Genomic DNA, 26,653 nt, shown 5'->3' with positions numbered 1-26,653 from the left:
CGGATGTATTAGGTATGCAAAGATAGGTAATTTTATTAATATACTAAATCCTCAGGTGATGTGTGAAAATAGAATTTTTACGTGATAGTAGCAAGGGAAATAAAATGCATTTAAATGGTAGGAAATGACGTTATCAACTATAAATATTAAAGTACATGCGATATGAAACCGAGGAAGATATGCTTTCCTCGGTTATTTATATTGTAATAATATTTATACAGGAATCATATTGAATAGATGTATTTTATTGTTAAATTAGTTAAAGATTAATTAGATTTATGAATAATAATTTATTGAAAAAATAATTGAATTTTTCAGATAAATAAATTAATATAAAGTAAGAAATTTTCAGATTTATAGAAAATCGGAAAATGAGAGGTTTTGGAAATTTTATAAGAGGCAATAAACGATTTTAAGATAACTTTAAAGCTATCTTAAAATGACGTTTGCTTCATCATTTTCGAGCCGAAAGGAATTAGGGTACAGCATCTTGTTTTAAAATGCGGCTATGAATCATCTAAGAGGGGGAAATGAAGTGGCAAACAAAGAATTGAAAAGAGGTTTAGAAGCACGTCATATTCAAATGATTGCTTTAGGCGGAACAATTGGTGTTGGTTTGTTTATGGGGTCAGCCAGCACGATTAAATGGACAGGTCCGTCAGTAATGCTTGCTTATGCGATTGCAGGTATTTTTATCTTCTTCATCATGCGTGCCATGGGAGAAATGTTGTATATGGAGCCAAGTACAGGTTCATTTGCGACGTTCGGTCATAAGTATATTCACCCGTTAGCTGGTTATATGACAGCGTGGAGTAACTGGTTCCAGTGGGTTATCGTTGGGATGTCAGAGATTATCGCGGTTGGAGCGTATATGCAATATTGGTTCCCGGATTTGCCAGCTTGGATACCGGGTATTATTGCAATGGTTATTCTTGGGGCAGCTAACTTAATTTCTGTTAAGTCATTTGGAGAATTTGAATTTTGGTTTGCGATGATTAAAATCGTTACGATTCTATTAATGATTATTGCGGGATTTGGTCTTATTTTCTTCGGAATTGGTAACGGCGGAGAAGCGATTGGTATATCTAATCTTTGGGCAAACGGTGGTTTCTTTACAGGTGGTTTTTCAGGATTCTTCTTTGCATTATCACTTGTAGTTGGAGCATATCAAGGTGTGGAATTAATCGGGATTACTGCTGGTGAAGCGAAAGATCCGAAGAAGACACTTACAAGAGCAATTCAAAGTACAATTTGGCGTATATTAATTTTCTATATTGGTGCTATCTTCGTTATTGTAACTGTTTATCCTTGGGATCAATTAAGTTCAATTGGTAGTCCGTTCGTAGCGACTTTTGCGAAGGTTGGTATTACGGCAGCCGCTGGACTTATTAACTTCGTTGTTATTACAGCGGCAATGTCAGGTTGTAACAGTGGTATTTATAGTGCTGGGCGTATGCTGTATACGTTAGGTGTAAATGGACAAGCACCAAAATACTTTGCAAAAATTTCTAAAAATGGTGTACCTTTATTCGGTACAGTTGGCGTAATTATCGGTTTAGCGGTTGGTGTTGTTTTAAGCTACATTGCACCGAAAAACTTATTCGTATATGTATATAGCGCAAGTGTACTTCCTGGTATGGTACCATGGTTCGTTATTTTAATTAGTCAAATTCGTTTTAGAAAAGAAAAGGGAGCAGAGATGAAAGATCATCCGTTCAAAATGCCATTTGCTCCTGTTACAAACTATTTAACGATTGCCTTTTTAATTATGGTATTAATCGGAATGTGGTTTAACGATGATACTCGTATTTCACTAGTTGTAGGTATTGTTTTCTTAGCTATCGTTACAATTAGTTTCTACGCTTTCGGAATAGGGAAGCGAGCTCCGTTAGACGTTCAAAATGATCAAGAGATTTCAAGTAAATAAAGGTAAAAAAAAGTCCGATTTCATATTTAGAAATCGGACTTTTTTATTAAAACTTTTCTAATACAATCTTCCCAATTGTACGTCCACCCTCAAGTAATGCATGTGCCTTTTTAAGATTTTCTGCATTTATCGGTGTTAACGTATCGTTTAAAGTTGTGTGAAGGATACCTTCATCTAATAATTCGCTCACTTTGTTTAATAACTCGTGCTGCGTAATCATATCACCAGTTTCATACATCGCTTTTGTGAACATAAACTCCCAAACGAATGTAGCGCTTTTACTTTTTAAAATCCCCATCTCAAGAGGGTGCTCATTTTCTACGATAGAGCAAATTTTCCCTTGTGGTTTAATGAGTTCACCGATTGCTTGCCAATGTTGATCTGTATTGTTTAAGCAGAAGATGTAATCGACATCTTTTAGCCCAAGTTCTAATATTTGATCTTTTAACGGTTTGTGATGGTTAATTGTATGGTCAGCACCAAACTTTTTCACCCAGTCTATCGTTTCACCGCGGGAAGCAGTTGCGATAACATTTAGTCCAGCCCATTTCGCAAGCTGAATTGCGATTGAACCTACACCACCAGCTCCGCCGATAATTAAAATGTTTTTAAATGTATTTTCACTTTTCTTAGCGTAATCAATGCCTAAACGTTCGAATAAACCTTCCCACGCCGTAATAGCTGTTAAAGGAATTGCTGCAGATTCAGCATCGCTTAAAGTTTTTGGTTTTTTACCAACGATTCTTTCATCAACTAAATGGTATTCACTATATGTACCTTGTCTCGTAATACTTCCAGCGTAAAACACTTCATCGCCTTCTTTAAATAATGTACAACCTTCGCCAGTTTGTACGACAACACCACTAGCATCCCAGCCGAGTATTTTCGCTACATCTTCTTTTTTATCTTTCGGAGAGCGAACTTTTGTATCAACTGGATTAACGGAAATCGCATTAATTTTAACAAGTATATCTCTTCCTGTCGCAACAGGTCTTTCAATTTCCACATTAATTAAACTGTTTTCTTCTTCAATAGGTAAGTATTCATGTAAACCAATTGCTTTCATTTTAATTTCCTCCATTAAAGTAAGAGTCTTTTTCTCTTTCATTATAGATGGTGAAATGCTGTTATGTAAAAAAGTAAGCATTTTTTTATGAATGCTGTTGCTGATTCGGAGTATGGAATGAAAGTATAGAAGGAGTATGTTTCTAAAAAGCAGAATTTTTTACTATGTTACTTTATCTTAAACTAAATGTAAAGGTGGATACATAATGACAGTGAAAAAGCTTTATTTCGTCCCAGCAGGTCGTTGTATGTTGGATCATTCGTCTGTTAACAGTACCTTAACACCGGGTAAACTGTTAGACTTGCCTGTCTGGTGTTATCTTTTGGAGACTGAAAAGGGGCCTATTTTAGTAGATACAGGTATGCCAGAAAGTGCGGTTAATAATGAAGGTCTTTTTAACGGTACATTTGTTGAAGGACAGATTTTACCGAAAATGACTGAAGAAGATAGAATCGTGAATATTTTAAAACGAATTGGATACGAGCCGGAAGACCTTCTTTATATTATTAGTTCTCACTTGCATTTTGATCATGCGGGAGGAAATGGTACTTTTACAAATACACCGATAATTGTGCAGCGTGCTGAATATGAGGCGGCACTTCATAGAGAAGAATATATGAAAGAATGTATATTGCCGCATTTGAACTATAAAATCATTGAAGGGGATTATGAAGTCGTACCAGGAGTTCAATTATTGTCTACACCGGGTCATACTCCAGGACATCAGTCGCTATTAATTGAGACAGAAGAATCCGGCTCTGTATTATTAACAATTGATGCATCTTATACGAAAGAAAATTTTGAAGATGAAGTGCCGTTTGCTGGATTTGATTCGGAAGTAGCTTTATCTTCAATTAAACGTTTAAAAGAAATTGTGATGAAAGAGAACCCGATTGTTTTCTTCGGACATGATATAGAGCAGGAAAAGGACTGTAAAGTGTTCCCAGAATATATATAAAAAGAAAAGGTCATGAGCCTATTAGCTCATGACCTTTTCTTTTATATAATCTTTTTAAATAAGTTATATACTTTCTTTGAATTGCCTTCATTTAATTGATAATAAGTAAGATCTAAATCATCAGGAGTGTTTTGATGAGCAATCATCACTTCACTACTATTGTTATCTACTATCCAAATTAAATATTGTTTATAAGTTCCATCTTGGAAAGTAATCCACATGTTACAATCTACTAAATCAGAACCTTCTTCATCTAGCGTTAAATCGCCTTTTTTTGCTGTGTCCATACTTTTAATAAATGTTTTCAACTCATCTGTCTTTGTAAGAAAGATAGATTTTTTTGTTTTAATTGACTCTACATGTATATCTTTTATTTCTTGTTTTCCTAAAAAAACAGGGGGTTCATTTGGATCTCGTGAAGTTGAAATGATAGTCGCTTTCTTTTTCGGTTTGTTTGCTGTATAGAGATCTTGAATAGATTTCCCAGAGTTTAAAAACCATACGATTCCAGAAATAATCAATACGCTACCTAGCAGTAAAATGATTTTTTTAATAGGATTTTCTCCTCTCTATTACTTCGTGTGAAGAGCTTTTCTATTAATATATGATAGGTAAGCGTAAAGTATTATAATTGAACTTGGTTATTCTTCACAGTTTTAAAAGGACGGTCAACGAGTAAATTGTAAGTTAGCCCAATTAATACGAGAATTCCACCGATAATTTTGCCGATTGAGAGCTCGTTTGATAGAAAGAAATCAATGATAGTTCCGGTAAACAATTGACCGATAAAGATAAGTAACGTTAAATAAAATGCTGATATTTTAGGAGTAATATAGTTAGATAATGAAATAACGATAACGCCTACTAATCCGCCTAAGTATACAGCGATAGGAATGGATTGCAATTTATGCATTGGAATATAAAATGAATCTGAACTGAAAATTAAAAATAGCGCGGAGAAAAATAACCCGGTAATATAATTGAAAAATGTACCTTCCCAATTTCCGATTTCCTTTGCTAAATTCGCGTTAATAATTCTAGCAACAACGATAGAAACTCCAACTAAAATAGCGATACAAATATATAACATTTTCTTGCCCCCATTAATAAATTGTCATGACTAAAATCCCGGAAGAGATGAATAATAATCCAATTAGTTTTTTCTTTTCAAACTTTGCAACTTTCATTCCTAATAAGCCGAAATGATCAATTATGATAGAAGCAATGGATTGACCGAGTAGACCTAATGCGATAGTAATAGAAGCGCCAAGAGCGGAGAAGCTTATATTGCTAAAGAGTACTGTGAATACTCCAATGGCTCCGGCGCTATATAAATACAGCGGAATGCCTTTCTCAAAACGAATTTTATTTTTGTTAATAATTAAAACGACAACAACTGCTACTAAACCTACGAGGTGAATGACAACGCTCGCTGTGTAATTGCCGATTATTTCAGATAAAATCCCATTCAATGGGAGCATAATGGCGATGAGCACACCAATAAAGACAGAAAGAAAGTTATACAATGTAATATCCCCTTTATATTTCATGTTTGTAATGACTGTATCACGCTGAAATTGTATATTGCTATGACATATGTCATAGTGAAAGAAGAAAATTTTGATTACAATGGGGATGAGTTGTAAAGGTGGGGGAAATATGAAGAAAGTATGTAACACAAATAAATTAGCAGAGTATATGAAACAAAATAATATTGATTCATTTTTTAGTAATGATATGAAACCATATATGGAACTTATATTTTTTAAAAAGAATGAGTTCATTTGTAGGGAGAATGAAGAAATAGATTATTTATATTTCTTTGTGGAAGGAAAAGCGAAAGCGTTTAATACATTAAGTAATGGGAAGTCTGTATTGCTATGTTTCTATGATAGTTTGCAGTTGCTTGGAGATGTGGAGTTAATTCACTCTCAAAAGATTACGTCAAACGTACAAGTAATGGCAGATTCATATTGTGTTGCTTTGCCTTTAGGGAAAGTGAGAAATCAACTATTTCATGATGCAAAGTTTTTAAGATGTATTTGTGGATCATTAGCACATAAGTTAAATCGACTTTCAAAAAACAGTACAATTAATTTACTATACCCGCTTGAAAATCGACTTGCGAGTTACATGTTAGCGGCAGGGGAACGAGCGGTTCAGCACGGAAATAGAATTGTGTTTAGCGGGAATTTAACGGAAACAGCGGAATTGTTAGGAACGAGTTATCGGCATTTATTGCGCACATTGAATACCTTTTGTGATAAAGAGATTATAAAGAAAAACAATGGATGCTTTGAAGTAGTGAATGTGGATGTTTTGAGAGAATTGGCGGCGGATGTATATAAATAAACAAGATTAATTGAGAAAGAGCTTATAAAAACGATGAAAAAGGAAATTTGAAATATGAAAAGAACGACTGAATTTGTTTTAGGTCTAATTGGTGGTATTTTTGGTGTTCTTTGTTCTTTTATTCCACTATTAATTGGTGGTATGGGTGCGGCATTTGAAGCGTAAGGAGCAAATGAAATCATTGGATTAGGATGGGTAGCAATATTCCTATCTATCCTAGGGATTGTTGGAGCTGTTATGGTAAAGAGTAAAGCGAAAGCAGCAGGCATTATGATGACAATCGCAGCAATTGGTGGATTTATTTGTATTTCGGTTGTATATTTACTACCAGGTATTTTACTATTAATTGCTGGTTTAATGGGGATTTTCCGTAAACCTAAAACTGTAGAATAATATGAAGTATAGAAACACGCTAGCTCTTTAGTTGCTAGCGTGTTTTTTATTAGTAGTAGAAAAAACAAAAAATAGATCAGTAGCAGCAACTACTGATCATCCATATGTACATGAATTAGGAGAGGTCAAATATTTATTAACTTTATTATAATAGATTTTCATGGAATAAAAAACTGAAAATTCTTATTTTTTTATTGAGAAAGTTTTTCGTATCGAAATATATGAAAAAATAGGGATTTTTATTAAAAGGAACAATGATATTTATATTTTGGTAAATTATGATATAGTCTGAATTAGAGGGGTTTCCATAAATGTAATTATTTTCATGATAATTTTGTTTATGTGAGGGAAGGGGAAGCAATTATGAAGTTTGATGATCAACGCTTACTAGGAGTCCGATTAGGTTCTGTACTTGTAACGGAAGAAAATCAATATTTAGTAATTAAGAAGAAAGATCATTATGCACTATTAAAGGAAAGAAGCTGAGAGAATTAGCTTCTTTCTTTGTATGTACTTAGTTCATGATAAGGATAATATTTTTAGAACCTCACCGATAATCCCTTCCATTTGATGAACACCTAAATCGGAATTCGTCATAATAACAGCGCCATTACCAAGGTAGGGATAACAAGCCACCATACATTGGAATCCAACGCCCCATCCGAGTGAATAAATCTGTAAGTCTTCATTCGAATCATTTAGAAAAATACCTAATCCGGTCCATTTTGAGCAACCTTGAGGAGAAATCATGTCTTGCACTGTTTTTTGAGAAAGTTTTAGTTTGCCTTTTTCATGTAAGGAATGAATGAGTTCGATTACTATAGTTGCTAAGTCAGTTGGTGTTGCCCAAATGCCAGAAGCGGCTGCGAATGGATAAAATGGATATTTATCAGTTGTTACAGTCCCATCTTTAATATGCCCGCAAGCAAATGTATGTATTTTATTTATTTCTTCAGGAGAAAATACCGTACTATTTTTCAGTTGAAGTGGTTGAAAGATATATTCTTGTAGTAAGAGGTTGAATGGTTTTCCAGTAATATCTTCAAGTAGTAATTCGATTATACAAAAGTTTGCGTCTGAGTAGTGAAATTCGCTTCCTGGCTCATAACTCACTTCTATAGGTACTGGACAATATAATGATTTACCAGCAAGGAGTTCAGCAGTGTTAGGTAGTCCTTTTACAAGTGTATAATGTTCAAAACTATTAGGAGGATCAATGATTCCAGACTGGTGACTTAATAAGTTTCGCAACGTAATTTTTTTCTGTGAAGTAAATAGATTGGTAGGGATGTTCCAGGATGTGAGTCTATCATTTACATCTTCGTCTAAATGTACGATTTCTTGCTCGGATAATGTTAGTACGAGCATGGCAGTGATGAATTTGCTAATAGAACAAGAATTAAATATGGAGTTTGTAGTAACAGCTCTAGTTGTACCAGATTCAAGTGTTCCGAAGGAGATTGCTTCATCCAGCTTGCCATCGCGTATAACGGCAAGGCTTAAACCGGCAACGGAATGTTGGTTCATTTTTTCATATATATTTTTATTTTTTAAGTTCATAGTTTCTCCCTTCTAATAAAACAGAATATTAATTTTATTATACATTAGTAAAAAAAGAAATGTTATGAATGGAATAAGAAGGTGGGTTGTAATAGAAATAGTGAAAAAGAAAACACTTCATTTTTTTGAAATGTTTTCTTTTTTCTATATCAATATATCATAAATTAATGAAAATAATGTTAAGGTAGTGTAAAGGTATTGTAAATAAAGAGATTTCCTGTAATGCCCTTAAAACGTTTTTCACTAAAGAAATTGATTGTTCCTCAAAATGAAAAAATGCGCTATTCTTTCTGGTGAATTATGGGGAAGGATGACGTTTTTATGTGTCTATTTCTATATTTGATGAATTACAACTATCTGCTCAAGAGATTCAAGGCACTTTATTTTGAAATATCCTATGAAATCTTGCTAGAGATGTTGGCACCGTACAATGAAATAGAAAATATCAAGCAGAAGATTTATTTCATTTCTATATATTGAATAATAAAAATATTGCTATCATTTCTTTAAATCAATTTTCTAGCTGATTGGAAGAATCAACAGAAAGGTCCATGCGTATGTACGGATTTTAGAAGTCAATAAAAATATTATGTTAACAATAAAAGTGTCACAAATTTTTATATATTATTGTGATTGATATCACATCCTTTTTTCTCAATGGATATTATGCTTAGGTTGTAACCAATGATTGGGAGAGGGTGGGATGATATGTTTTGTTATCAATGTGAACAAACACCAACAGGCGGATGTAAAATAATGGGTGTTTGCGGTAAGAATGAAACAATCGCAAGTTTACAAGATACGATTGTGTTTGGATTAAAAGGAATTGCGGCCTATCGTACACATGCTGCTCAGCTAGGGTATACAGATGCTTTTGTAGATGCTACAACTCAAGAAGCGTTATATATGACATTAACAAATTCTAATTTTAATGAACAAGAACATATTGATATGGCTATGAAAGTTGGGAAATCGGCTTTACGAGTGATGGAGTTGTTGGATGAGGCACATACGAATCATTTTGGTGTTCCAGAGCCTGTTCAAATTACACAAAATCATGTAGAAGGTAAAGCAATTGTAGTTACTGGTCATAATTTATTTGCATTAGAGGAATTATTAAAGCAAACGGAAGGAAAAGACATTAATATTTATACGCATTCTGAAATGCTACCAGCGCACGGATATCCACAATTGAAAAGATATAAACATTTAAAAGGAAATATTGGTAAGGCGTGGTATGATCAACGACGTCTTTTTGAAAAATTTACAGGTGCCATATTGGCTACAACGAACTGTGTTATGCCGATTAAAGGATCCTACTCTGATCGATTCTTTTCATATGATATTGCAGGCTTAGAGGGCGTACAAAAAATTGAAAAGGATGATTTTACACCACTGATTCAAAAAGCGCTAGAACTTCCCGAAGTACATATGGAGTCGGATGAACAGTTAGTAACAGGGTTTCACCATAACACAGTATTATCATTAGCTCCAGAAATCATTGAAGCAGTAAAGGAAGGGAAAATAAAGCGTTTCTTTGTGATCGCAGGTTGTGATGCACCAGGAAAAGGCGGAGAATACTATCGTGAATTAGCAACGTCACTTCCGCCAGAAACGGTTATTTTAACAACTTCTTGCGGGAAATTCCGCTTTAATGATGTAAATTATGGTGTTGTACCTGGTACGGAGATTCCGCGTTACATTGATTTAGGACAATGTAATAATTCAATTTCTACAGTGAAAATAGCGGCCGCTTTAGCAGATGCTTTTCAATGTGAAGTAAATGAATTGCCAGTGAGTATTGTCCTATCATGGTTTGAACAAAAAGCGGTTGCCATTTTACTTGGGCTATTTAGTCTTGGGATTCAAGACATTCGCATTGGTCCAAAGGCACCTGAATTTATTTCGCCTGGTGTGCTTGATGTATTACAAGAAACATTTGGTTTAAAACTGATTACAACTGCAGCAGAAGATATGAATATGATGTTATCGTGACAAAAAAGATGTCTTATATGTAATGGTGGGCATTATAAAGAATTTGTATGTATTCGAAAACTCATGTATTAGATTCGCAGGTGTGTTAATAGAAGAACACAAAAATAATCAATCTTATTAATAAGGAGACCCCGCCACATCCATCAAAGTCAGCATATTTTGTTTTGTGATATTTTCTTTTCTTAGCTGGATAGGTATGTGGCGAGACTTCTTTAAAAAGAAAATCCGCTGTATCCAATGGGGATATAGCGGATTTTAGAAAAAAATTAAAATCCAGTTGACATTCACAACTACTTAGTCATACAATGTAGTTGTAATAAGTAATACTGAATAGTTTGGTTTCTCAAAATATATTCAGTAAACAATAGGGAATAGCGGATTTTAGAAAAAAATTAAAATCCAATTGACATTCACCGCTACTTAGTCATACAATGTACTTGTAATAAGCAATACTGAATAGTATGGTTTCTCAAAAGCTATTCGGTAAAAAATTCGCCTTAGTACTCTGTGATACTGAATATAAGTCAGACAGAATAGGGGGTAGAGGAGGATCAGAACATGGAAAATTTAACTGAAATGCTGAAAGGTTCGTTGGAAGGTTGTGTGCTGGAAATCATCAGTCGCCGTGAAACTTATGGCTATGAGATTACACGTCACCTGAATGATCTTGGGTTTACCGAAGTCGTGGAAGGAACGGTCTATACCATCCTCGTACGATTAGAGAAGAAAAAGCTTGTGAATATTGAAAAGAAACCGTCAGATATGGGGCCACCTCGTAAGTTTTATTCACTTAATGAAGCTGGCCGCCAGGAGCTTGAATTGTTTTGGAAAAAGTGGGATTTTGTATCATCAAAAATTAACGTCTTGAAGTCAAACTAGCTTCATAAGATAAAATATTGCGTCCGATATTTTTGGGATTTCTTGTTCTGTTTTATAAAAAAGGAGGAAAAATAATATGATGGAAATGTTCAAAAAATTAATTGGTGATAAAAGAGAGTACAAAATGATGATGGCACGAGTTGGAGCTTTGCCAGAGGACTATCAGTTTGTGTTTAAGAAAATTCAAAACTACATGTGGAATTTCTCAGCGGGTAATGGGATGGATATGTTACACATACAGTATGAATTAATCGATTTGTTCGAAGCGGGTGCGGCGGAAGGAAGACAAGTGCTTGAAATCACTGGAGACGACGTAGCTTCCTTTGCTGACGAACTAGTGGCAAACGCTAAAACTTATGTTTCCAAGTATCGTGAAGATTTGAATGAGAGTATTATGAAGCAATTGAGAAAAAAATAAATGCAATAGAAAATACCGACTGATTAGCTGGTTACAAATATGAATTACCGCCATCGCTATTCAGTTATATTTTTAACTCGGTACTAAGTAGTACAGATTATCAGTGCTACTAAATAGAGGGGGATAGGTAATCTATCTTCGTAAAACATTTTTATAAGGAGGAAAAAAGTATGAGTAATGCAGCGATTTCTGTAAAAGGGTTAAAAAAATCTTTTAAAGACAAGGAAGTTTTAAAAGAGGTGGATTTTGAAGTGCAGCGTGGCGAAATTTTTGCACTGCTGGGATCAAATGGAGCGGGCAAGACGACAACGGTCAACATCCTCTCGACGCTGATGAAGCAAGATGGTGGTGAAGTAAGTATTTGCGGTTTTGACGTTCAGCGTCAATCAGATCATGTTCGTCAAAGTATCAGTCTGACAGGGCAGTTCGCAGCTTTAGACGGTATGCTTACCGGGAGAGAAAACTTGATAATGATCGCCAAGTTACGTGGAGTTTCCAATTCCGCTCAAGTCGCTGACAATTTGCTTGCAAGATTCAGCTTGACCGATGCAGCAAATCAGAGAGCAGACCAATATTCAGGCGGGATGAAGCGCCGGCTTGATATCGCTATGAGCTTGATCGGGACGCCAGCAGTCATTTTTCTTGACGAACCAACGACAGGGCTTGACCCTGAAGCTCGGATTGAAGTTTGGGATACCGTTAAGGAACTTGCCGGCGGAGGCACAACGATCTTATTGACGACTCAGTACTTGGAGGAAGCAGAACAACTAGCGGACCGTATTGCGATCTTGCATGGCGGAAAAATCATTACGACTGGTACTCTTACTGAACTTAAAGAGATGTTCCCACCAGCAAAAGTGGAGTATATAGAGAAGCAACCGACATTGGAAGAAATATTCCTTGCGATCATCGGTAAAAAAGGAGGAGATGTAAAATGAAAAGTAAAACAGGGGTATTACTAGGTCGTTTAATGCGCAACATCATGCGCAGTCCGGATACGATTATTACAGTAGCGATTACACCGATTATGATGATGTTGTTATTTGTTTACGTATTTGGTGGTGCCATACAGACAGGAACGGATAACTATGTCAATTATTTATTACCGGGGATTTTGCTGATGGCTATCGCATCTGGTGTCGCTTATACATCCGTGCGTTTGTTTACGGATGTAAAGAGCGGGCTGATGGCACGTTTCATTACTATGCCCATCAAGCGCTCGTCGGTATTATGGGCTCACGTATTAACCTCTCTTGTTGCTAATGTCCTTACTATGGTGGTGGTTATTCTCGTTGCACTTTTAATGGGTTTCCGTTCCAGCGCTAATATTCTAGATTGGCTCGCGGTAGCTGGGATACTCGGGATGTTTACGCTGGCGCTAACATGGCTGGCTATTATTCCAGGGTTGACAGCTAAGTCTATGGAAGGGGCGACAGCCTACTCGTACCCGCTAATTTTTCTTCCCTTTATTAGTTCAGCCTTTGTTCCTACCGAAACGATGCCAAAAATTGTTCGTGCGTTCGCTGAGAACCAACCTGTGACGTCCATCGTGAATGCGATTCGTGCTCTCTTATATGGAGGGAGTGTTGGCAACGACATTTGGATTGCACTTGCTTGGTGCGTGGGCATTATGATTATCGCTTACTTCTTCGCTAGTAAAACATTTAAACGTCAGTTAGGGTAAGTACCGAGGTAACTAAACCTTCCGGAATAATATATATATTTTGAAAAGCACGGAAGATTTTCCGTGCTTTTATTTTTATAGGGCCCATTGAATTCAGCAAGAAGGAAAATTTATTAGACAAAGAGAAATACAAGTTGATTGGCAATTGAGTAAGTTAAGGAGATCATATTTATAATGAATACTACAAAAACCACAGGGTGCTTCACTATTGTTGATAATAATGAAGGAAAAATATTACTGGTTAAACGAAATGATTATCCTATCTGGGATTTGCCTGGGGGAAGACTAGAAGAAAATGAACAGTTAGAGAAGTGTGCTATAAGAGAAACTAAAGAAGAAACGGGCTATATAATTGCTATTGAGCGTAAAATAGGAGAATATCACCAACCTGAATACGATGATATGCAACATTTATTTTCAGGGAAATTACTAGGGGGCGAGCCGATAAATAATGGACCTGAAACTGCAAAAATTGGGTGGTTTAATCCTAGTAGGTTACCTTTGTTAATGGTTCCAAATAGACGAAAACAGATCAGTAATTTTATGAAACACAAAAATTCACTAATAAAAGAGACATTAAAGATACCATTTATGGTAAAGGTATTGAAAAAAATTATGTGAGATGGTTATTGAATTAACGGGTGCTTTAGTTGAGGGAGGCTCATCTAATTGCTCCAACTTTTTTATAAAACGTTGGAGCAATTAGATGAAATAAGAGCATGTTTTGATTAATCTTTTTTCAAAACATGCTCTTTCTATTTGTCTTTTAGCAACGTCATTCTCATCAATTTGCTCAAACTTTATTTTAAAGTTATAGTAGCAAATACAATGTTTTCCCTAGGTATTTGAAAATAGGGATAAGTAAAGCCAAATATCATTTTGGGTTATACTGTTCACTACTTATGGGCGGGTATAAGCATAATCTCTCTTGTAAACTTTCTAACACTTCTTCAGGCACTTCCCTGACCTTAATATCTTTACCTAGGAAAAGTAGCCAATTCGTGATTTCTGTCAATTCATCGGTATTGTTAACATTGATAAAAGTTTTTAGAATGGCTGTGGATTGAAAAGGGTTTGTGTAGGAAATCGAAACTTTTAAAGGATGGTATTTTTTGAACTGGGCAATCGCTTTTGGACCAAGTTCTAGTACAAGGTTGATTACTTCATCTTGTTTACTTAGTTTTTCTAAAATCTTTTTCTTACTTAATCTTTTTTTCAGCGTGTATGATTCGATATCGATGAGATGATCGACAGGAAACATCTTCTTTTTTTCTTCATCTAAGTCAAAGCCTTCAATTATCCAATGGCTTTTTTCTTGATAAAGGTGTAGTAAATAAATTGGATAAGACTTGATTTCCTCCTCTTCTTTTGTAGTAATCAATAAATGGTTATCTAAAAGAAGGATTTGGATGAGTTTTTCTAATATTGGATGGGGGAGGTCAGAAAGCTCAAGTAGGTCGGGATTATTGGGATTAGTTCCTCCAAAAAGCAAGATTTGATTTAACAGAACAAGGTCATCCTGCTGGATTTCTGAGATGAGTCCTAGTAGTTTTTCAGCTAAAGACTGACGACTCTTTAAATAGGGAAGTTGTTGATTTCTAGTAGCCATAAAGGCAATAAAAAGAGCTTTAACCTCGTTATCAGTAAAGCGAACAACGGGCAGGATAGAGTTATGCATAACAAAATATCCACCAGCTCTTCCAACTTCAGCGACAAGTGGCATCCCCATAGCTTCAATTTCTCTAATGTCTCTAATAGCTGTTGATCGTGAGATGTTAAATTCTCGTATGATTTCAGAAATTGTAAAGTGGGAGCGGTTATTGATGTACCGCATGATAGTATTAATTCGTTCAACTTTTTTCATTTTGTTCTCCTAAACAGTATCATTTTTTGACATGATTTAAGGATATTATAAACTCATCAAGTGAAAAGATAAATCGTTTGATTCATTTAAAAGTGAGGAAGGTTTTGAATATGAAAAATTATAAAATAGAAGAAAAAGATAGCTTTATCGTGTTAGGTATTGGAACTGAACTTAAGAGCCACTACACAGACTTTGCGGGCATAAACAAGGAAAAGGCAGACTTTTGGCTGGCCGTCGAACAAGATGGAAGGTTGGATACTTTAAAGGCTTTAGCTACAAATGATTACATTTTTGCTGTGAGTGAAGCGGTGAATAACAAGATGATGTATTACGCTGGTGTCATGACAGAGGCAACGATACAAGAAGAGTCTAGAGTTATCCAGTTTCCGAGGGGAGCATACCTAGTAGTGAAAGGGGAGGGCAAGACATCTGAGGAGCTAAGTAATAAGCTTACTGGTATTGCATTTGGTCAAGCATTAGCAGAAGCGAAAGATTTTGCCTATGTTGGTGGGCCAAATACAACAGTTGAGATGGGGCAGCGAAACGGCCTAGTATTTGGTGAAATATGGATTCCGGTTGTTAGGAAGTAAAGAGTTAAAAGGAGAGATGGAATTGTCCAATATTGTAGATTTTAAAAATGTAACCACAGCTGGCTTAGAGTCCTCACCTGTAGCTGAAACACTTGCTGGTTTACGTGCCCATGAAGCCCGTTACTTTATGAACAAATACAAACATGAATTTACGGTTGTTCCAGCTAGTGAAAGCGAGGAGACCCTTGATTATGTGAACCGCATTTTGAAAGAAGAACGTGATATTGAGTTTACGGCTAAACCGTTAGAAACATCGTGTTTTCAAGTGGAAAATATTAAATTTTCCTATGTCTTTTATGAGGATGGTCTTGCAGTCAACGTCATGTATACATTGGATAACCCGAAGAAGCGAGCTGTTGGATTTAAGCTTTCTGAGGGAATGGAGATACCAAAGGAGTTAGAAGAGAAGTTTAAGTTTGCTAGGCAGAAGTCTAAACTTGCTGGAACAATTCGAGGTTCATTTTTTGTAATTAAAGGAGAATATAGTGCAAGTTGAAGAATTCAGTAATCATCAACAGCTTGGATATGTAAGCTCATTTCACTTTCGATAACGAAATTTACGTCAACTAGCACCTTTTGTGGGGGCTAGTTGTTTTTTTACAGTAGAAAGAGAAAATTTTTATTTAGGGGGTATATTAAAATCTTAGCTTGATAGCGATGGGGGTTAGCCCAATATACGTGAAATGATGGCTATTTTTATGTTTTCAATGAATGTTATTAAAATAGGGGCTAAAAATAAAACACCCCTCTAAAAAAGAGGAGTGTCCCATCAATCTTAAGAAGCATCCGCACCTTCAAACTGACTATTATAAAGCGAAGCATAGAAACCATCAGCTTTCAATAACTCTTCATGATTACCTTGTTCTACAATATCCCCATCTTTCATGACAAGGATTAAATCTGCATCACGTATTGTTGATAATCTATGAGCGATAATGAAGCTTGTTCTACCTTCCATAAGGTTTTCCATCGCTTTTTGAATCAGTACTTCTGTACGAGTGTCAATGGAGCTTGTTGCTTCATCGAGTATTAATATTTTCGGATCCGCTATAAGGGCGCGTGCAATTGTTAGTAGTTGCTTTTGTCCTTGGGATACGTTGCTTGCTTCTTCGTTTAGTTCCATTTGATATTTATTTGGTAATGTTTTTACGAAGCTGTGAACGTGAGCTGCTTTCGCTGCTTCAATTACTTCTTCATCTGTAGCATCGAGTCTACCGTAACGTATATTTTCCATGATGGATCCGTTAAATAGCCAAGTGTCTTGAAGTACCATACCAAACATGTTACGCAGGTCTTCTCGCGTAAAGTCTTTTATATCGTGACCGTCGATACATATTGCACCGCTGTTTATGTCATAGAAACGCATTAACAGTTTTACAATCGTTGTTTTGCCAGCTCCGGTTGGTCCGACGATTGCTACTTTTTGTCCAGGTTTAATGTTAGATGAGAAATTATTGATGATGATCTTATCTAGATTGTATCCAAATTGAACATCTTGGAAGGTAACTTCTCCTTGAACTTTTTGCAACTTCACTGGATTTTCTGCTTCTGGCACTTCCTCTTCTTCTTCTAAAAATTCGAAGACCCTTTCTGCAGCAGCTGCAGTGGATTGAAGTACGTTCGCGATTTGCGCTACTTGAGCGATTGGTTGCGTAAAGCTTCTAACATATTGCACGAAGGCTAAAATGTCTCCAACTGCGATGGTTCTCTTTACCGCAAGCCATCCGCCTAAAATAGATACAGCGACGTAACCGATATTACCGATAAATGTCATAATCGGCATCATCATTCCGGATAAAAATTGAGATTTCCATGCGGAGTGGTAAAGGGTATCATTTACCTCTTCGAATTTTTTTACTTCTTCTTCTTCTTTGTTGAAGGCTTTTACGATATTGTGACCACTATAAATTTCTTCGACCTGACCGTTTACGTGTCCTAAATATTCTTGCTGGTATTTGAAGTATTTTTGTGATCGTTTTACGACTGCCATGATGAGAATCATCGATACTGGCAATATTAAAAGCGCCACTAATGTCATTTGCCAGCTTATTGATAACATCATGATAAGTACACCGATGATTGTAATAACGGATGTGATGATTTGCGACATACTTTGGTTTAAAGTTTGGCTCACCGTATCTACGTCATTTGTAATTCTCGATAATACTTCGCCGTGCGTTGTTTTATCAAAGTATTTCAGCGGCATACGGTTAATTTTTTCATCGATTTCTTTTCTGAAGTTATAAGATACTTTTTGAGCTACTCCAGAAATAATGTACCCCTGGATAATACCAAACACAGTGCTCAGTATATATAATCCAAGGAGTAAAATGACAATGTTTCCGATATAGGTAAAGTCAATGGCCGCACCGGGTGCTCCTGATACTTTGCTTACGAGTCCTTCGAAAAGTCTTGTTGTCGCATTGCCTAAAATTTTTGGACCAACGATTGTAAAGGCTGCACTACCGATTGTGAAAAGAATAACGACTAAGATTGATAATTTATAGGGCTTCAAGTATTGAAGGAGTTTATTCATCGTTCCTTTGAAGTTTTTTGCCTTCTCAATCTTTCTCATGCCGCCGCCCATATGACCGCCACCGCCAGGACCAGGACCGCCTTGTCTTTTATTTTCTATTTTTCTATCACTCATGATGACAACTCCTCTCTTGAAAGTTGTGATAAAGCAATTTGCTTATAAACTTCACAGTTTTCCATAAGCTCTTCATGAGTACCAGTTCCAACTATTTTTCCTTCGTCAAGTACAATGATCTTATCGGCATTCATGATTGTACTAATTCTTTGGGCAATAAGTAAAATAGTACTTCCTGTAATCTCATTATTTAAAGCTCTGCGCAATGCTGCGTCTGTCTTAAAGTCAAGAGCTGAGAAACTATCATCGAATATGAAGATTTCCGATTTTTTCGTAAGAGCACGTGCAATAGAAAGTCTTTGTTTTTGACCACCAGAAACGTTCGTACCACCTTGTGATATTTCTGTACGGAAGCTTTCAGGTTTCGCGTTAATAAACTCCATAGCTTGTGCGATTTCTGCCGCTTTTGTGAGTTCTTCTTCAGTTGCTTCTTTCTTACCGTATTTCAAATTACTTTCGATTGTACCTGAGAATAGAACTCCTTTTTGCGGTACATAGCCAATTTTCTCTCTTAATTCCTTCTGAGATACTTCTCTAATATCCGTACCATCTATTAATATTTGACCACTTGTGACATCGTAAAAGCGTGGGATTAAGTTGATTAATGTTGATTTACCACTACCTGTACTTCCAATGAAAGCTGTCGTTTCACCAGGTTTTGCAGTAAAGGTGATATTGGAAAGCACATCTTCTTCTGCACCTGGATATCTAAAGCCAACATTTTTAAATTCAACGTAGCCTTTCTTGTCTGAAGCAAATGTTTTCGGCTCTTTTACATCACTAATGGTAACGTTAGTATCTAAAACTTCTGCAATACGTTGTGCGGAAACTGAAGCACGTGGAACCATAATAGATACCATTGAAATCATTAAGAAGGCCATGATGATTTGCATTGTATATTGCATAAATGCCATCAAATCACCAACTTGCATATGTCCCATATCCACTTGGTGTGATCCAACCCAAATAATAAGTACAGTAACAGCATTCATGATAAACATCATCATTGGCATCATAAATGACATTAAACGGCTTACAAATAAATTTGTTTTTGTTAAATCTTGATTTCCTTTTTCAAATTTCTTTTCTTCATGTTTTTGATTATTAAAAGCACGTATAACGAGCATACCTGTTAAGGATTCACGAGTGATTAAGTTAATTTTATCTACTAACTTTTGGATACGCTTAAACTTAGGAATCGCGACGCTAAATAAACCAATGACTAAGCTTAAAATTGCGATTACGGCAACTCCGATAATCCATCCCATTGAAACGTCTGTAGTAAGTACTTTAATAATGCCGCCTATACCTAAAATCGGTGCATAGAATACAATTCGAAGCATCATAACCATAAGTGTTTGAACTTGCTGGATATCATTTGTACTTCTTGTGATTAGAGATGCAGTGGAAAACTTATCAAACTCCGCATTTGAAAAGCTTGTAACTTTCCGGAATACTTTCTTTCTAAGGTCTCTACCTAATCCAGCAGCTACTTTTGCAGCAAGTAAACTCACGATAACGGTAGCTGCCATACTTACTAAGGATAAAAGCAACATTTTCCCGCCGGAAGTAAGAATATAATTAGATTGAAGTTTATTAGTATTGATACCGATCTTCTTATATTCATTCTCAATGTATGGAACAGCTGACTGTGTTACCATGCTACCGGGCATATTCTTGAACTTCTCATTTGCCTTGTCTTTCATTGCATTGATTTGATCTTGAGGAAGTTTCGCAATGATTGTAAAAGGATCTGTATTTGGCGGTAGCTTCGCTGGTGTTTTGTTGTCGCCTGTCGCAGCAGGTGGGAAAGCAGATGCGCCGCCTTTTTCAATTCCTTGTGTAATTAACATTGGTTTCCCAAAGATATCGTTAAGTTCGTTAATTATTTTTTTATCTTCTGTATGTAGTTTATAAAGTGGCTCTTTATCAAGCTGCGGATAATCTTTTAAGCCATTTTTTAGTTCACTTTGAGAGAGGTTGTTCTTATCTAAAAGCGCATAGTTGTCAGCTACTTTTTTCTTCTCATTTTCATTCATAAAGAGCGTAAGTTTATCCATTTCACTTTTTCGAATAACCTCAGGTACTGCATTTTCTACACCTTTTTGTTGAATCCCTACATTGACAATGTTAGACATGTAGTCTGGCAGTGATAGATCGCATACTGCCTGCACAGTTAAAAGACATACAACTGCAATGATGGAAGCAACAAATGGTTTTAAATGTTTGATGATCTTTAACATTTAATTCATCTCTCCATTTTCCTTATCTAATTTTTTTAGTTTTTACTTCGTTTCTCTCCTTTATTCTTCGTATTCTCAGTAATTCATTCCAGCAGCTCTTTACGTATTTTTGATCACAGACTAATTTTATGACTATATGAAGGTATGATGCAACTTTTAGGGGGGAGAATTTTGTGATGAATTTGTTAAAGGTTTTTAAACTATGATATAAAAAACATTTTTTTCTTTAAATCAAGTGAAGAAAGCAAATGAATGAAAAAGAAGCCATGAAAGTAAAAGTACACATCGAAAACAACGGGTCTAAAAATGAGGACAAAAACATTCTTGCCACACAACATCAAGGGAAAGAAAAGGAGAATCCATAGAATATTGAACAGGGGGATTCGTTCAATCTGAAGGGATTTCATAATATTTTTTTAAAATGACGGACACAAAATTGTATATCCTTTCGAATTATATATATAGATATCATTAATATTTATATAAAAGGGGAGAAAAAATATGAAAGAAATGTATGAAGAAATTACTGAAGTATTAAAGGTATTGGCGCATCCTGTCCGTTTATCCTTAGTAAAAATAATGATTGCAAAAGGTCCTACTAACGTAACGACGATGTATAGAGATTTACAAATGCCCCAAAGTACAATTAGTCAACATTTATCCAAGCTAAAAGCTACTAAAATCGTTACAGGTACTCGTAAAGGGTTAGAAATTTATTATGAAGTAACGGATAATCGTACAAAAGCGATATTATTAAGTTTGTTGTAAACCCATTATCCGAAAGAAGTCGATTCATTAGCACTGGTCAACGCTCAATTAAACTTGCAAACTGCTTATAAGAATTTTTTTAGTGGTCAAAGTGATTTTCCTTCTACAAAGATGTGTAGTGGTTGTGGAAACAAAAAAGATATGTCTCTATCTGAACGCATGTATAAGTGTTCGTGTGGACTAACAATGAGTCGTGACTATAACGCAGCTATCAATATCAAAAAGGAAGCGATCCGCTTATTAGCGTTGGCATAAATAGTAACAAAATAACCTTTGGAACAAGGGAGTTAGCTCGGCTGTCCTAAGACAAATTCGTTAGCTATCAAAAGTAGCGATGAACCGAGAAGCCCCCACTTCAAGTAAAATCATAAGAGATACTAAGTGGTGGGTAGTTCACGAAAGAACTAGCAAAATATATAAAGTACTATCATCATAAAAGAATTAAGGCAAAACTAAAAGGCATGGACCCGGTACAATACCGGACCCATGCCTTTTAGTTTTGCCTAATGAAATAATCTGTCTAACCGTAAACGCCCGATTGGTTTAACTAATAATCAGTGGGGATGAAGAAAACCCCCACTGATTAAAGTTTCACTTTATGGGATCACTTGAAGAATTGCGGCTTTTACTATTATTTTTTTGAACGGGCAAGTAACCAAACGAAGTATGGTCCACCAATAAGTGCTGTAAAGACCCCAGCAGGAATTTCTAAAGGAGGTACGAGCCCTTTTCCTAAAGTATCAGCAAGCAGTAAAACAATAATCCCTATTAAAGCAGAGGCAGGAAGGAGTACATAATATTTTCCTCCCACAAGCCTTCTTGCAATATGCGGTGCGATTAACCCAACAAAACCAATTGTTCCGACAATGGCAACGGTAGCAGCGACAAGTAATGCGGATAAGAATAATAGAAGCATCCTTGTGCGATCCACGTTTGCTCCTAAACCTGTCGCGAGTTCATCCCCTAATGAGAGTACTTCAATGCGAATCGAGAAATATATGACAAGTGGTACGAGAACGACGATCCATGGTAGTAGTTGATAGACGTGATCCCATTGTCGTCCCCAAAGGCTCCCAGCTAACCATGCGAGTGCAGTATTAATTTCTACTGGGAATTTCACCATCAGTAGTTGTAATCCTGCCTGACAAAGTGCTGAAAGGGCAACTCCGGCAAGAGCTAAAGTCGAAGTTTTTAATTTGTTACCTCGTGCAAAAAAGTATAAGCATACTGTAACAAACATGGCACCAATAAATGCAAAGATAGGCAGGGTATAAGCTGGTGCGCTTGGGAAAAGCAAAATAACAATTGCAGCACTTAGCCCAGCACCTTTAGATACACCAATAACATCAGGAGATGCCAGTGGGTTTTTTAAAATACCTTGCAAAACTGCTCCAGAAATAGAAAGACCAATTCCTGCTAGAATAGCAATAAAGTACCTTGGTAAGCGAAATGTAATAAGAATGTTTTTAACTGAAGTAGGCTCTCCAGTAAATAGACACTGAATGATGTCGAGAGGGGAAATCCAAATGGCTCCAGCCCCTAAACTAAGTAAGCTCGCAATAATTAAAAGAGCTAATAAAGTTGTAAAAGTAATGAATAGTTTTTTTCTATGATTTACGTTTGTTGTTTTCATTTCGTCTCAAGTCTCGCTCCTTTCTTAGCTAAAAATAAGAAGAATGGAGAGCCGATAATCGCTGTTACAATTCCGACAGGTGTATCGTAAGGGTACGAAATAAAGCGTGATAAAATATCGGCATATACTAATAGTACACCGCCTAGTAGAGCGGTAAATGGGATGAGTCTTTGGTAAGACGATCCGATAAGTGAACGCGCAATATGGGGTCCCATTAATCCAATAAATCCAATAGGGCCAGCAATTGCTACAGAAGAGCCTGATAGTAGTACAACGCTAATTGCAGCTAGAATTTGTGTTCTTTTTACATTAGTTCCAAGTCCTTTTGCTACTTCTTGTCCCATATTTAATAGAGTTAAAGATTTAGATAACCAAATAGCAAGGATTAAACCAAGGATATACCAAGGCCAGGCCATTTGTACTTTAATCCAGCGAGCTCCATCTACACCACCAGCCATCCAATAAATGATACTATCTGTAGAATTTTCATCGATTAGAATTAGTGTTTGTGTAAATGAAGATAAGATTAAATGAATGACCATTCCGGCTAGTGCGAGGCGTACGGGTGACATTTCTTTTATATTGGCTAACATATAGACGATACAACCGCCAAATGCCGCACCGATAAACGCAGCTATAACCATTCCAGTGCTTGCAACAGAAGGGAATAGTACCATGATTGTAACGACCGCAAGGGAAGCACCCGCATTTACTCCAAAAACTTGTGGTGAAGCAAGGGCGTTACGAGTGATTGCTTGCATAATCGCACCAGATACGGCTAGGGCGCTACCAACGAGGAAGGTAACAATAAGGCGAGGCAAACGAATATCTCGGATTATTAAATATGTTTTATGATCTCTTGGTGCCCATAAATCTTGCATTTGTATATTTGTAGCGCCGATTAAAAAGCTACCCAATGCCCCGATAATAAGTAAAAGAAAAAGTAAAATATAAAATATGATGGCACGTTTTTGATTAGTGCTCCTCATGTTCTTTAATCGCTCCTTTTATCATCAATAAAAAAGTAAGGTATATACGTAGATGGAAGTTACTACTCCGCATACACCTTACTTTGTTTACTATTATTTCTGTTCTATCTTTTTCAGTGTATCAATTGTTTGATCCATAATGATTTCGGCTGGAATTAATCCACGGAAACGAGCCCATGTCATACGGTCAAAATAGTAGATTTGTTTGTTGTTTGCAACTTTTGTTTCTTTCCAGAGAGCTTCTGTTTCCCAATCTTTTTCAACTGTTTTTTCACCATCTGTCATTAGGAATAGGACATCTGGATTTATTTTTAAGAATTGCTCTAAGTTAACGTTATAGTATGGGCCACCAGCTGTTTCTTTAAATACTTGTGCATCTTTATCTTGTAGTGCAGTTGGAAGGCCAAGTTTTTTAAAGATTGTTCCTACATATGAAATGTCTGAGTGTAAAAACATTTTATCTACTGTTGCGTGAGCTGGAGCAATGACTAAATCTTTAAATTTACTTTCATCTAGTTCTTTTTGGAAATTCGCTACTTTTTCATTATGTTTTTTTAATACTTCGTCACCTTTTTGGTCTTCTCCAACCGCATGCGCAATTTGTTTAAACTGTTCGAGTGTTTGGTCATAAGTTTGATTTGAACTTTGGAAGCCAATTGTTGGTGCGATAGTACTTAATTGCTTATAAATATCTTTATGACTTTGACGACTAGAGTCGATAATAATTAAATCTGGTTGCAATGAACTAATCACTTCAACGTTTGGTTGTTTACGTGAACCAACAGATGTATAATCCTTTACTTTATCTTTTATTTCTGGAATAATGCGTTCGGGCTTACCATCATCAGCGATTCCTACAGGAGAAATATTTAAGTTAGCTAAAGCGTCTAAGAAAGAAAACTCTAGCACAACGATTTTTTTCGGTTTTCCTTTTATTTCTGTAGTACCTAAATCATGTTTTACAGTAATTGTTTCTGCATTGCTGTCATCTTTGTTGTTGGCCTTTGCGTTTTCCTTATCCTTATCGCTATCACATGCTGTTAAAGCAAAAAGTAGAATAGCGGCTAAAATAGAAAAGGCCCACTTTTTTCCCCTCATTCTAAAACATCTCCTCATTACTATGTATAAATAGATATTGAAAATCATTTTCAATTATAATGTTAATTTTATGCAAAATCAATATATTTATTTCACTAAGTGTATTTTTTTGTTTTTCTTATATAATTTTAAGTTAGAAGATTCCTACTTTAAGCTTGTTTAGAGGTAGGGGAGATAGTTCAATTCGTAAGGTACAAAGAGAAGAGTGTGAAGATCTTGTTCGTATAAAGTGAAGGTACTGTGACAAAAGGGATAATATAAGTGAATAAGTGCAAAAATTGAATCGTTTTCGTTAAATAACAAGAGGAAACGAGTAGTAAACGTAGATAAAAGGAGAGTAAGGGGTCCCGTCACATCGCTATCAAGCTAATAGAAACAGGAACTCCCAGAACGAAAAATACGATAAAGTTTTTTTGTTTTTATATTTTTGTAATAAAATAAATGAACATGCATTGCATCGTCAAAAGTATACTTGTTCATAGATATAAACTCCTTTTAGGAGACATACAAACCATTCATGATAAAGAGATTTACTATATCTCATGGTTGAAGCTGCTAATATGAAAGTAGTAGATATAACGTTTCTTTTAGTCATTTAATCTTTTCATCTGATGATCTTTTCCCCATTCACATAGTTCATCCATAATTTGCATTAAAGATTTTCCGTATTCGCTTATTGTGTATTCAACCTTTGGTGGTACTTCTTGATATACAGTACGATGGATAATCCTGTCAGCTTCAAGTTGCCGAAGTTGTTGTGTGAGAACTTTCTGGGTGATACTTGGAATTTCGCGTTTAATTTCATTTGTTCGCATTTTTCCATCCATCAAAATACATAAAATATGAACTTTCCATTTTCCGCCGATCACGTCGAGAGTCGTTGTGATTGGGCAGTCATCATTTTGATTCATATAACACCTCCAAAGGTACTTCAAGGTTCCTATAGCACTTGAAAGTACGTACTTTTCAATTATATGTAACTCATACATACTAATACGTAAAGATTGATTAATTTATAAAGGGGATGGAAAATGATGAGAACACTTGTAATTGTAGCACACCCTGATATTGAAAAATCACGAATTAATAAAAGATGGATAGAAGAACTTGAGAAATATTCGGATGAAATAACAGTGCATGAATTATATAAAGTGGCACCGAATTGGGAGTTTAATATTGAAGAGGAACAAAAGCTGTTAGTAGAACACGATCGATATATTTTCCAATTTCCGCTTTACTGGTATAGTTCACCACCATTATTAAAAAAATGGTTTGATGATGTATTAACATATGGATTTGCGTACGGATCAAAAGGGGATAAAGTGAAGGGGAAAGAATTTGGTGTAGCTATTTCTATAGGGGGATTAGAAAAAGACTATAAAGATAGTGGAATTACAATGGATGAGTTAACGAAACCATTTCACGCTACATGCTTATATGCAGGTATGGAATTTATACCGTCATTTTATTTATACGGAGCGGAATATAAAATTAGTGATGAAGAGATTAATAAAAGTGCACCGGAGTATGTGCGATATGTGATGAATAAGGAGTATTCTAATATATAAGGAGAAATAGCCATTTAC

26 protein-coding genes and 3 pseudogenes are annotated in these 26,653 nt (G+C 35.8%); 17 read left to right on the top strand and 12 right to left on the bottom strand.

The window, feature by feature from the left end:
* Positions 1 to 535: 535 nt before the first annotated feature.
* Positions 536 to 1,927: an amino acid permease gene (locus MR065_RS19090; protein WP_141436512.1), complete on the top strand. Its 1,392-nt coding sequence runs from the start codon at positions 536 to 538 to the stop codon at positions 1,925 to 1,927.
* A gap of 46 nt (positions 1,928 to 1,973) precedes the next feature.
* On the opposite strand, the gene MR065_RS19085 is transcribed toward MR065_RS19090, so the two are convergent.
* Positions 1,974 to 2,993 (bottom strand): zinc-binding alcohol dehydrogenase family protein, encoded by a 1,020-nt coding sequence (locus MR065_RS19085; RefSeq protein ID WP_242214738.1) that lies wholly within the window; start codon positions 2,991 to 2,993, stop codon positions 1,974 to 1,976.
* A gap of 205 nt (positions 2,994 to 3,198) precedes the next feature.
* On the opposite strand from MR065_RS19085, the gene aiiA reads away from it, so the two are divergent.
* On the top strand, positions 3,199 to 3,951 hold the full coding sequence (gene aiiA / locus MR065_RS19080; protein ID WP_242214737.1) for a quorum-quenching N-acyl homoserine lactonase AiiA: 753 nt from the start codon (positions 3,199 to 3,201) through the stop codon (positions 3,949 to 3,951).
* 41 nt (positions 3,952 to 3,992) lie between these two features.
* Here aiiA and MR065_RS19075 read toward each other — a convergent pair whose 3' ends face one another.
* From MR065_RS19075 to MR065_RS19065, 3 genes are all read right to left on the bottom strand, one after another.
* Positions 3,993 to 4,487: a hypothetical protein gene (locus tag MR065_RS19075; protein WP_242214761.1), complete on the bottom strand. Its 495-nt coding sequence runs from the start codon at positions 4,485 to 4,487 to the stop codon at positions 3,993 to 3,995.
* 89 nt (positions 4,488 to 4,576) lie between these two features.
* Positions 4,577 to 5,041 (bottom strand): DMT family transporter, encoded by a 465-nt coding sequence (locus MR065_RS19070; protein WP_242214736.1) that lies wholly within the window; start codon positions 5,039 to 5,041, stop codon positions 4,577 to 4,579.
* A 13-nt stretch (positions 5,042 to 5,054) separates the two neighbouring features.
* Entirely contained in the window at positions 5,055 to 5,501 is a 447-nt protein-coding gene (locus tag MR065_RS19065; RefSeq protein ID WP_242214735.1) for a DMT family transporter, read from the bottom strand.
* Positions 5,502 to 5,610: 109 nt separating this feature from the next.
* On the opposite strand from MR065_RS19065, the gene yeiL reads away from it, so the two are divergent.
* The 3 genes and pseudogenes from yeiL to MR065_RS27485 all read left to right on the top strand — a co-directional run bounded on the left by yeiL (position 5,611) and on the right by MR065_RS27485 (position 7,182).
* On the top strand, positions 5,611 to 6,303 hold the full coding sequence (yeiL, locus tag MR065_RS19060; protein ID WP_097905652.1) for a transcriptional regulator YeiL: 693 nt from the start codon (positions 5,611 to 5,613) through the stop codon (positions 6,301 to 6,303).
* A 54-nt stretch (positions 6,304 to 6,357) separates the two neighbouring features.
* A pseudogene (locus MR065_RS19055) lies at positions 6,358 to 6,696 on the top strand (DUF4064 domain-containing protein).
* Positions 6,697 to 7,059: 363 nt separating this feature from the next.
* Positions 7,060 to 7,182, top strand: a complete 123-nt coding sequence (locus tag MR065_RS27485) for a hypothetical protein (protein ID WP_277927468.1) — start codon at positions 7,060 to 7,062, stop codon at positions 7,180 to 7,182.
* A gap of 33 nt (positions 7,183 to 7,215) precedes the next feature.
* On the opposite strand, the gene MR065_RS19050 is transcribed toward MR065_RS27485, so the two are convergent.
* Positions 7,216 to 8,256, bottom strand: a complete 1,041-nt coding sequence (locus tag MR065_RS19050) for a serine hydrolase domain-containing protein (protein WP_242214734.1) — start codon at positions 8,254 to 8,256, stop codon at positions 7,216 to 7,218.
* Positions 8,257 to 8,964: 708 nt separating this feature from the next.
* On the opposite strand from MR065_RS19050, the gene hcp reads away from it, so the two are divergent.
* The 6 genes from hcp (at position 8,965) to MR065_RS19020 (ending at position 13,853) form a co-directional block, all read left to right on the top strand.
* The gene (gene hcp / locus MR065_RS19045; RefSeq protein ID WP_242214733.1) at positions 8,965 to 10,251 is read left to right on the top strand and encodes a hydroxylamine reductase; all 1,287 of its coding nucleotides are present in this window, start codon (positions 8,965 to 8,967) and stop codon (positions 10,249 to 10,251) included.
* Between the two features lie 558 nt (positions 10,252 to 10,809).
* A complete protein-coding gene (locus MR065_RS19040; RefSeq protein WP_000429483.1) occupies positions 10,810 to 11,130 on the top strand; it encodes a PadR family transcriptional regulator in 321 nt (106 codons plus the stop codon).
* 76 nt (positions 11,131 to 11,206) lie between these two features.
* Positions 11,207 to 11,548, top strand: coding sequence for a DUF1048 domain-containing protein (locus MR065_RS19035; protein WP_097905646.1), 342 nt, complete (start codon positions 11,207 to 11,209; stop codon positions 11,546 to 11,548).
* A 170-nt stretch (positions 11,549 to 11,718) separates the two neighbouring features.
* Positions 11,719 to 12,486, top strand: coding sequence for an ABC transporter ATP-binding protein (locus MR065_RS19030; RefSeq protein WP_242214732.1), 768 nt, complete (start codon positions 11,719 to 11,721; stop codon positions 12,484 to 12,486).
* Positions 12,483 to 13,232 carry an ABC transporter permease gene (locus MR065_RS19025; protein WP_242214731.1) on the top strand — a complete coding sequence of 250 codons (750 nt, stop codon included), beginning with the start codon at positions 12,483 to 12,485 and terminating at the stop codon, positions 13,230 to 13,232. The genes MR065_RS19030 and MR065_RS19025 overlap by 4 nt, the downstream gene beginning before the upstream one ends.
* A gap of 174 nt (positions 13,233 to 13,406) precedes the next feature.
* Positions 13,407 to 13,853: an NUDIX hydrolase gene (locus tag MR065_RS19020; protein ID WP_242214730.1), complete on the top strand. Its 447-nt coding sequence runs from the start codon at positions 13,407 to 13,409 to the stop codon at positions 13,851 to 13,853.
* 253 nt (positions 13,854 to 14,106) lie between these two features.
* On the opposite strand, the gene MR065_RS19015 is transcribed toward MR065_RS19020, so the two are convergent.
* The gene (locus MR065_RS19015; RefSeq protein WP_242214729.1) at positions 14,107 to 15,096 is read right to left on the bottom strand and encodes a helix-turn-helix transcriptional regulator; all 990 of its coding nucleotides are present in this window, start codon (positions 15,094 to 15,096) and stop codon (positions 14,107 to 14,109) included.
* Between the two features lie 110 nt (positions 15,097 to 15,206).
* Between MR065_RS19015 and MR065_RS19010 the strand changes: the two genes are divergently transcribed.
* Both MR065_RS19010 and MR065_RS19005 read left to right on the top strand, forming a co-directional pair.
* Complete coding sequence (locus tag MR065_RS19010; RefSeq protein WP_242214760.1) at positions 15,207 to 15,686, top strand: GyrI-like domain-containing protein; 480 nt, start codon at positions 15,207 to 15,209, stop codon at positions 15,684 to 15,686.
* A complete protein-coding gene (locus MR065_RS19005) occupies positions 15,673 to 16,182 on the top strand; it encodes a phage tail protein (protein WP_242214759.1) in 510 nt (169 codons plus the stop codon). The genes MR065_RS19010 and MR065_RS19005 overlap by 14 nt, the downstream gene beginning before the upstream one ends.
* A 279-nt stretch (positions 16,183 to 16,461) precedes the next feature.
* Here MR065_RS19005 and MR065_RS19000 read toward each other — a convergent pair whose 3' ends face one another.
* On the bottom strand, positions 16,462 to 18,336 hold the full coding sequence (locus MR065_RS19000; protein WP_242214728.1) for an ABC transporter ATP-binding protein: 1,875 nt from the start codon (positions 18,334 to 18,336) through the stop codon (positions 16,462 to 16,464).
* Entirely contained in the window at positions 18,333 to 20,579 is a 2,247-nt protein-coding gene (locus tag MR065_RS18995; RefSeq protein ID WP_242214727.1) for an ABC transporter ATP-binding protein, read from the bottom strand. Before MR065_RS18995 ends, MR065_RS19000 begins: the two co-directional genes overlap by 4 nt.
* 501 nt (positions 20,580 to 21,080) lie before the next feature.
* On the opposite strand from MR065_RS18995, the gene MR065_RS18990 reads away from it, so the two are divergent.
* From MR065_RS18990 to MR065_RS18980, 3 genes and pseudogenes are all read left to right on the top strand, one after another.
* The gene (locus MR065_RS18990; RefSeq protein WP_242214726.1) at positions 21,081 to 21,347 is read left to right on the top strand and encodes an ArsR/SmtB family transcription factor; all 267 of its coding nucleotides are present in this window, start codon (positions 21,081 to 21,083) and stop codon (positions 21,345 to 21,347) included.
* A gap of 96 nt (positions 21,348 to 21,443) precedes the next feature.
* Positions 21,444 to 21,602: pseudogene (locus tag MR065_RS18985) on the top strand (zinc ribbon domain-containing protein); the annotation flags it as partial.
* A 137-nt stretch (positions 21,603 to 21,739) separates the two neighbouring features.
* A pseudogene (locus MR065_RS18980) lies at positions 21,740 to 21,844 on the top strand (IS3 family transposase); the annotation flags it as partial.
* Between the two features lie 134 nt (positions 21,845 to 21,978).
* Here MR065_RS18980 and MR065_RS18975 read toward each other — a convergent pair.
* The 4 genes from MR065_RS18975 to MR065_RS18960 all read right to left on the bottom strand — a co-directional run bounded on the left by MR065_RS18975 (position 21,979) and on the right by MR065_RS18960 (position 25,978).
* Positions 21,979 to 22,980 (bottom strand): FecCD family ABC transporter permease, encoded by a 1,002-nt coding sequence (locus MR065_RS18975; protein ID WP_098267484.1) that lies wholly within the window; start codon positions 22,978 to 22,980, stop codon positions 21,979 to 21,981.
* Positions 22,977 to 23,969: a FecCD family ABC transporter permease gene (locus MR065_RS18970; RefSeq protein WP_242214725.1), complete on the bottom strand. Its 993-nt coding sequence runs from the start codon at positions 23,967 to 23,969 to the stop codon at positions 22,977 to 22,979. The genes MR065_RS18975 and MR065_RS18970 overlap by 4 nt, the downstream gene beginning before the upstream one ends.
* Before the next feature lie 93 nt (positions 23,970 to 24,062).
* Positions 24,063 to 25,067 carry an ABC transporter substrate-binding protein gene (locus MR065_RS18965; RefSeq protein WP_242214724.1) on the bottom strand — a complete coding sequence of 335 codons (1,005 nt, stop codon included), beginning with the start codon at positions 25,065 to 25,067 and terminating at the stop codon, positions 24,063 to 24,065.
* 587 nt (positions 25,068 to 25,654) lie between these two features.
* Positions 25,655 to 25,978, bottom strand: a complete 324-nt coding sequence (locus tag MR065_RS18960; RefSeq protein ID WP_242214723.1) for a winged helix-turn-helix transcriptional regulator — start codon at positions 25,976 to 25,978, stop codon at positions 25,655 to 25,657.
* A gap of 123 nt (positions 25,979 to 26,101) precedes the next feature.
* On the opposite strand from MR065_RS18960, the gene MR065_RS18955 reads away from it, so the two are divergent.
* Positions 26,102 to 26,635: an NAD(P)H-dependent oxidoreductase gene (locus MR065_RS18955; protein ID WP_242214758.1), complete on the top strand. Its 534-nt coding sequence runs from the start codon at positions 26,102 to 26,104 to the stop codon at positions 26,633 to 26,635.
* Positions 26,636 to 26,653: the final 18 nt, after the last annotated feature.

This window comes from Bacillus cereus group sp. BfR-BA-01383, from assembly GCF_022663495.1.
In the GTDB taxonomy this organism is placed as follows: Bacteria; Bacillota; Bacilli; order Bacillales; family Bacillaceae_G; genus Bacillus_A; species Bacillus_A cereus_AU.
This window is presented reverse-complemented; position numbering and strand designations above follow the sequence as displayed.

Bases quoted from the DNA above. Each gene is read 5' to 3' on its own strand.
- MR065_RS19085 (WP_242214738.1), bottom strand. From the start codon at position 2,993: ATGAAAGCAATTGGTTTACATGAATACTTACCTATTGAAGAAGAAAAC.
- aiiA (WP_242214737.1), top strand. From the start codon at position 3,199: ATGACAGTGAAAAAGCTTTATTTCGTCCCAGCAGGTCGTTGTATGTTG.
- MR065_RS19070 (WP_242214736.1), bottom strand. From the start codon at position 5,041: ATGTTATATATTTGTATCGCTATTTTAGTTGGAGTTTCTATCGTTGTT.
- MR065_RS19065 (WP_242214735.1), bottom strand. From the start codon at position 5,501: ATGAAATATAAAGGGGATATTACATTGTATAACTTTCTTTCTGTCTTT.
- yeiL (WP_097905652.1), top strand. From the start codon at position 5,611: ATGAAGAAAGTATGTAACACAAATAAATTAGCAGAGTATATGAAACAA.
- MR065_RS27485 (WP_277927468.1), top strand. From the start codon at position 7,060: ATGAAGTTTGATGATCAACGCTTACTAGGAGTCCGATTAGGTTCTGTA.
- MR065_RS19050 (WP_242214734.1), bottom strand. From the start codon at position 8,256: ATGAACTTAAAAAATAAAAATATATATGAAAAAATGAACCAACATTCC.
- hcp (WP_242214733.1), top strand. From the start codon at position 8,965: ATGTTTTGTTATCAATGTGAACAAACACCAACAGGCGGATGTAAAATA.
- MR065_RS19040 (WP_000429483.1), top strand. From the start codon at position 10,810: ATGGAAAATTTAACTGAAATGCTGAAAGGTTCGTTGGAAGGTTGTGTG.
- MR065_RS19035 (WP_097905646.1), top strand. From the start codon at position 11,207: ATGATGGAAATGTTCAAAAAATTAATTGGTGATAAAAGAGAGTACAAA.
- MR065_RS19030 (WP_242214732.1), top strand. From the start codon at position 11,719: ATGAGTAATGCAGCGATTTCTGTAAAAGGGTTAAAAAAATCTTTTAAA.
- MR065_RS19025 (WP_242214731.1), top strand. From the start codon at position 12,483: ATGAAAAGTAAAACAGGGGTATTACTAGGTCGTTTAATGCGCAACATC.
- MR065_RS19020 (WP_242214730.1), top strand. From the start codon at position 13,407: ATGAATACTACAAAAACCACAGGGTGCTTCACTATTGTTGATAATAAT.
- MR065_RS19015 (WP_242214729.1), bottom strand. From the start codon at position 15,096: ATGAAAAAAGTTGAACGAATTAATACTATCATGCGGTACATCAATAAC.
- MR065_RS19010 (WP_242214760.1), top strand. From the start codon at position 15,207: ATGAAAAATTATAAAATAGAAGAAAAAGATAGCTTTATCGTGTTAGGT.
- MR065_RS19000 (WP_242214728.1), bottom strand. From the start codon at position 18,336: ATGAGTGATAGAAAAATAGAAAATAAAAGACAAGGCGGTCCTGGTCCT.
- MR065_RS18995 (WP_242214727.1), bottom strand. From the start codon at position 20,579: ATGTTAAAGATCATCAAACATTTAAAACCATTTGTTGCTTCCATCATT.
- MR065_RS18990 (WP_242214726.1), top strand. From the start codon at position 21,081: ATGAAAGAAATGTATGAAGAAATTACTGAAGTATTAAAGGTATTGGCG.
- MR065_RS18975 (WP_098267484.1), bottom strand. From the start codon at position 22,980: ATGAAAACAACAAACGTAAATCATAGAAAAAAACTATTCATTACTTTT.
- MR065_RS18970 (WP_242214725.1), bottom strand. From the start codon at position 23,969: ATGAGGAGCACTAATCAAAAACGTGCCATCATATTTTATATTTTACTT.
- MR065_RS18965 (WP_242214724.1), bottom strand. From the start codon at position 25,067: ATGAGGGGAAAAAAGTGGGCCTTTTCTATTTTAGCCGCTATTCTACTT.
- MR065_RS18960 (WP_242214723.1), bottom strand. From the start codon at position 25,978: ATGAATCAAAATGATGACTGCCCAATCACAACGACTCTCGACGTGATC.
- MR065_RS18955 (WP_242214758.1), top strand. From the start codon at position 26,102: ATGAGAACACTTGTAATTGTAGCACACCCTGATATTGAAAAATCACGA.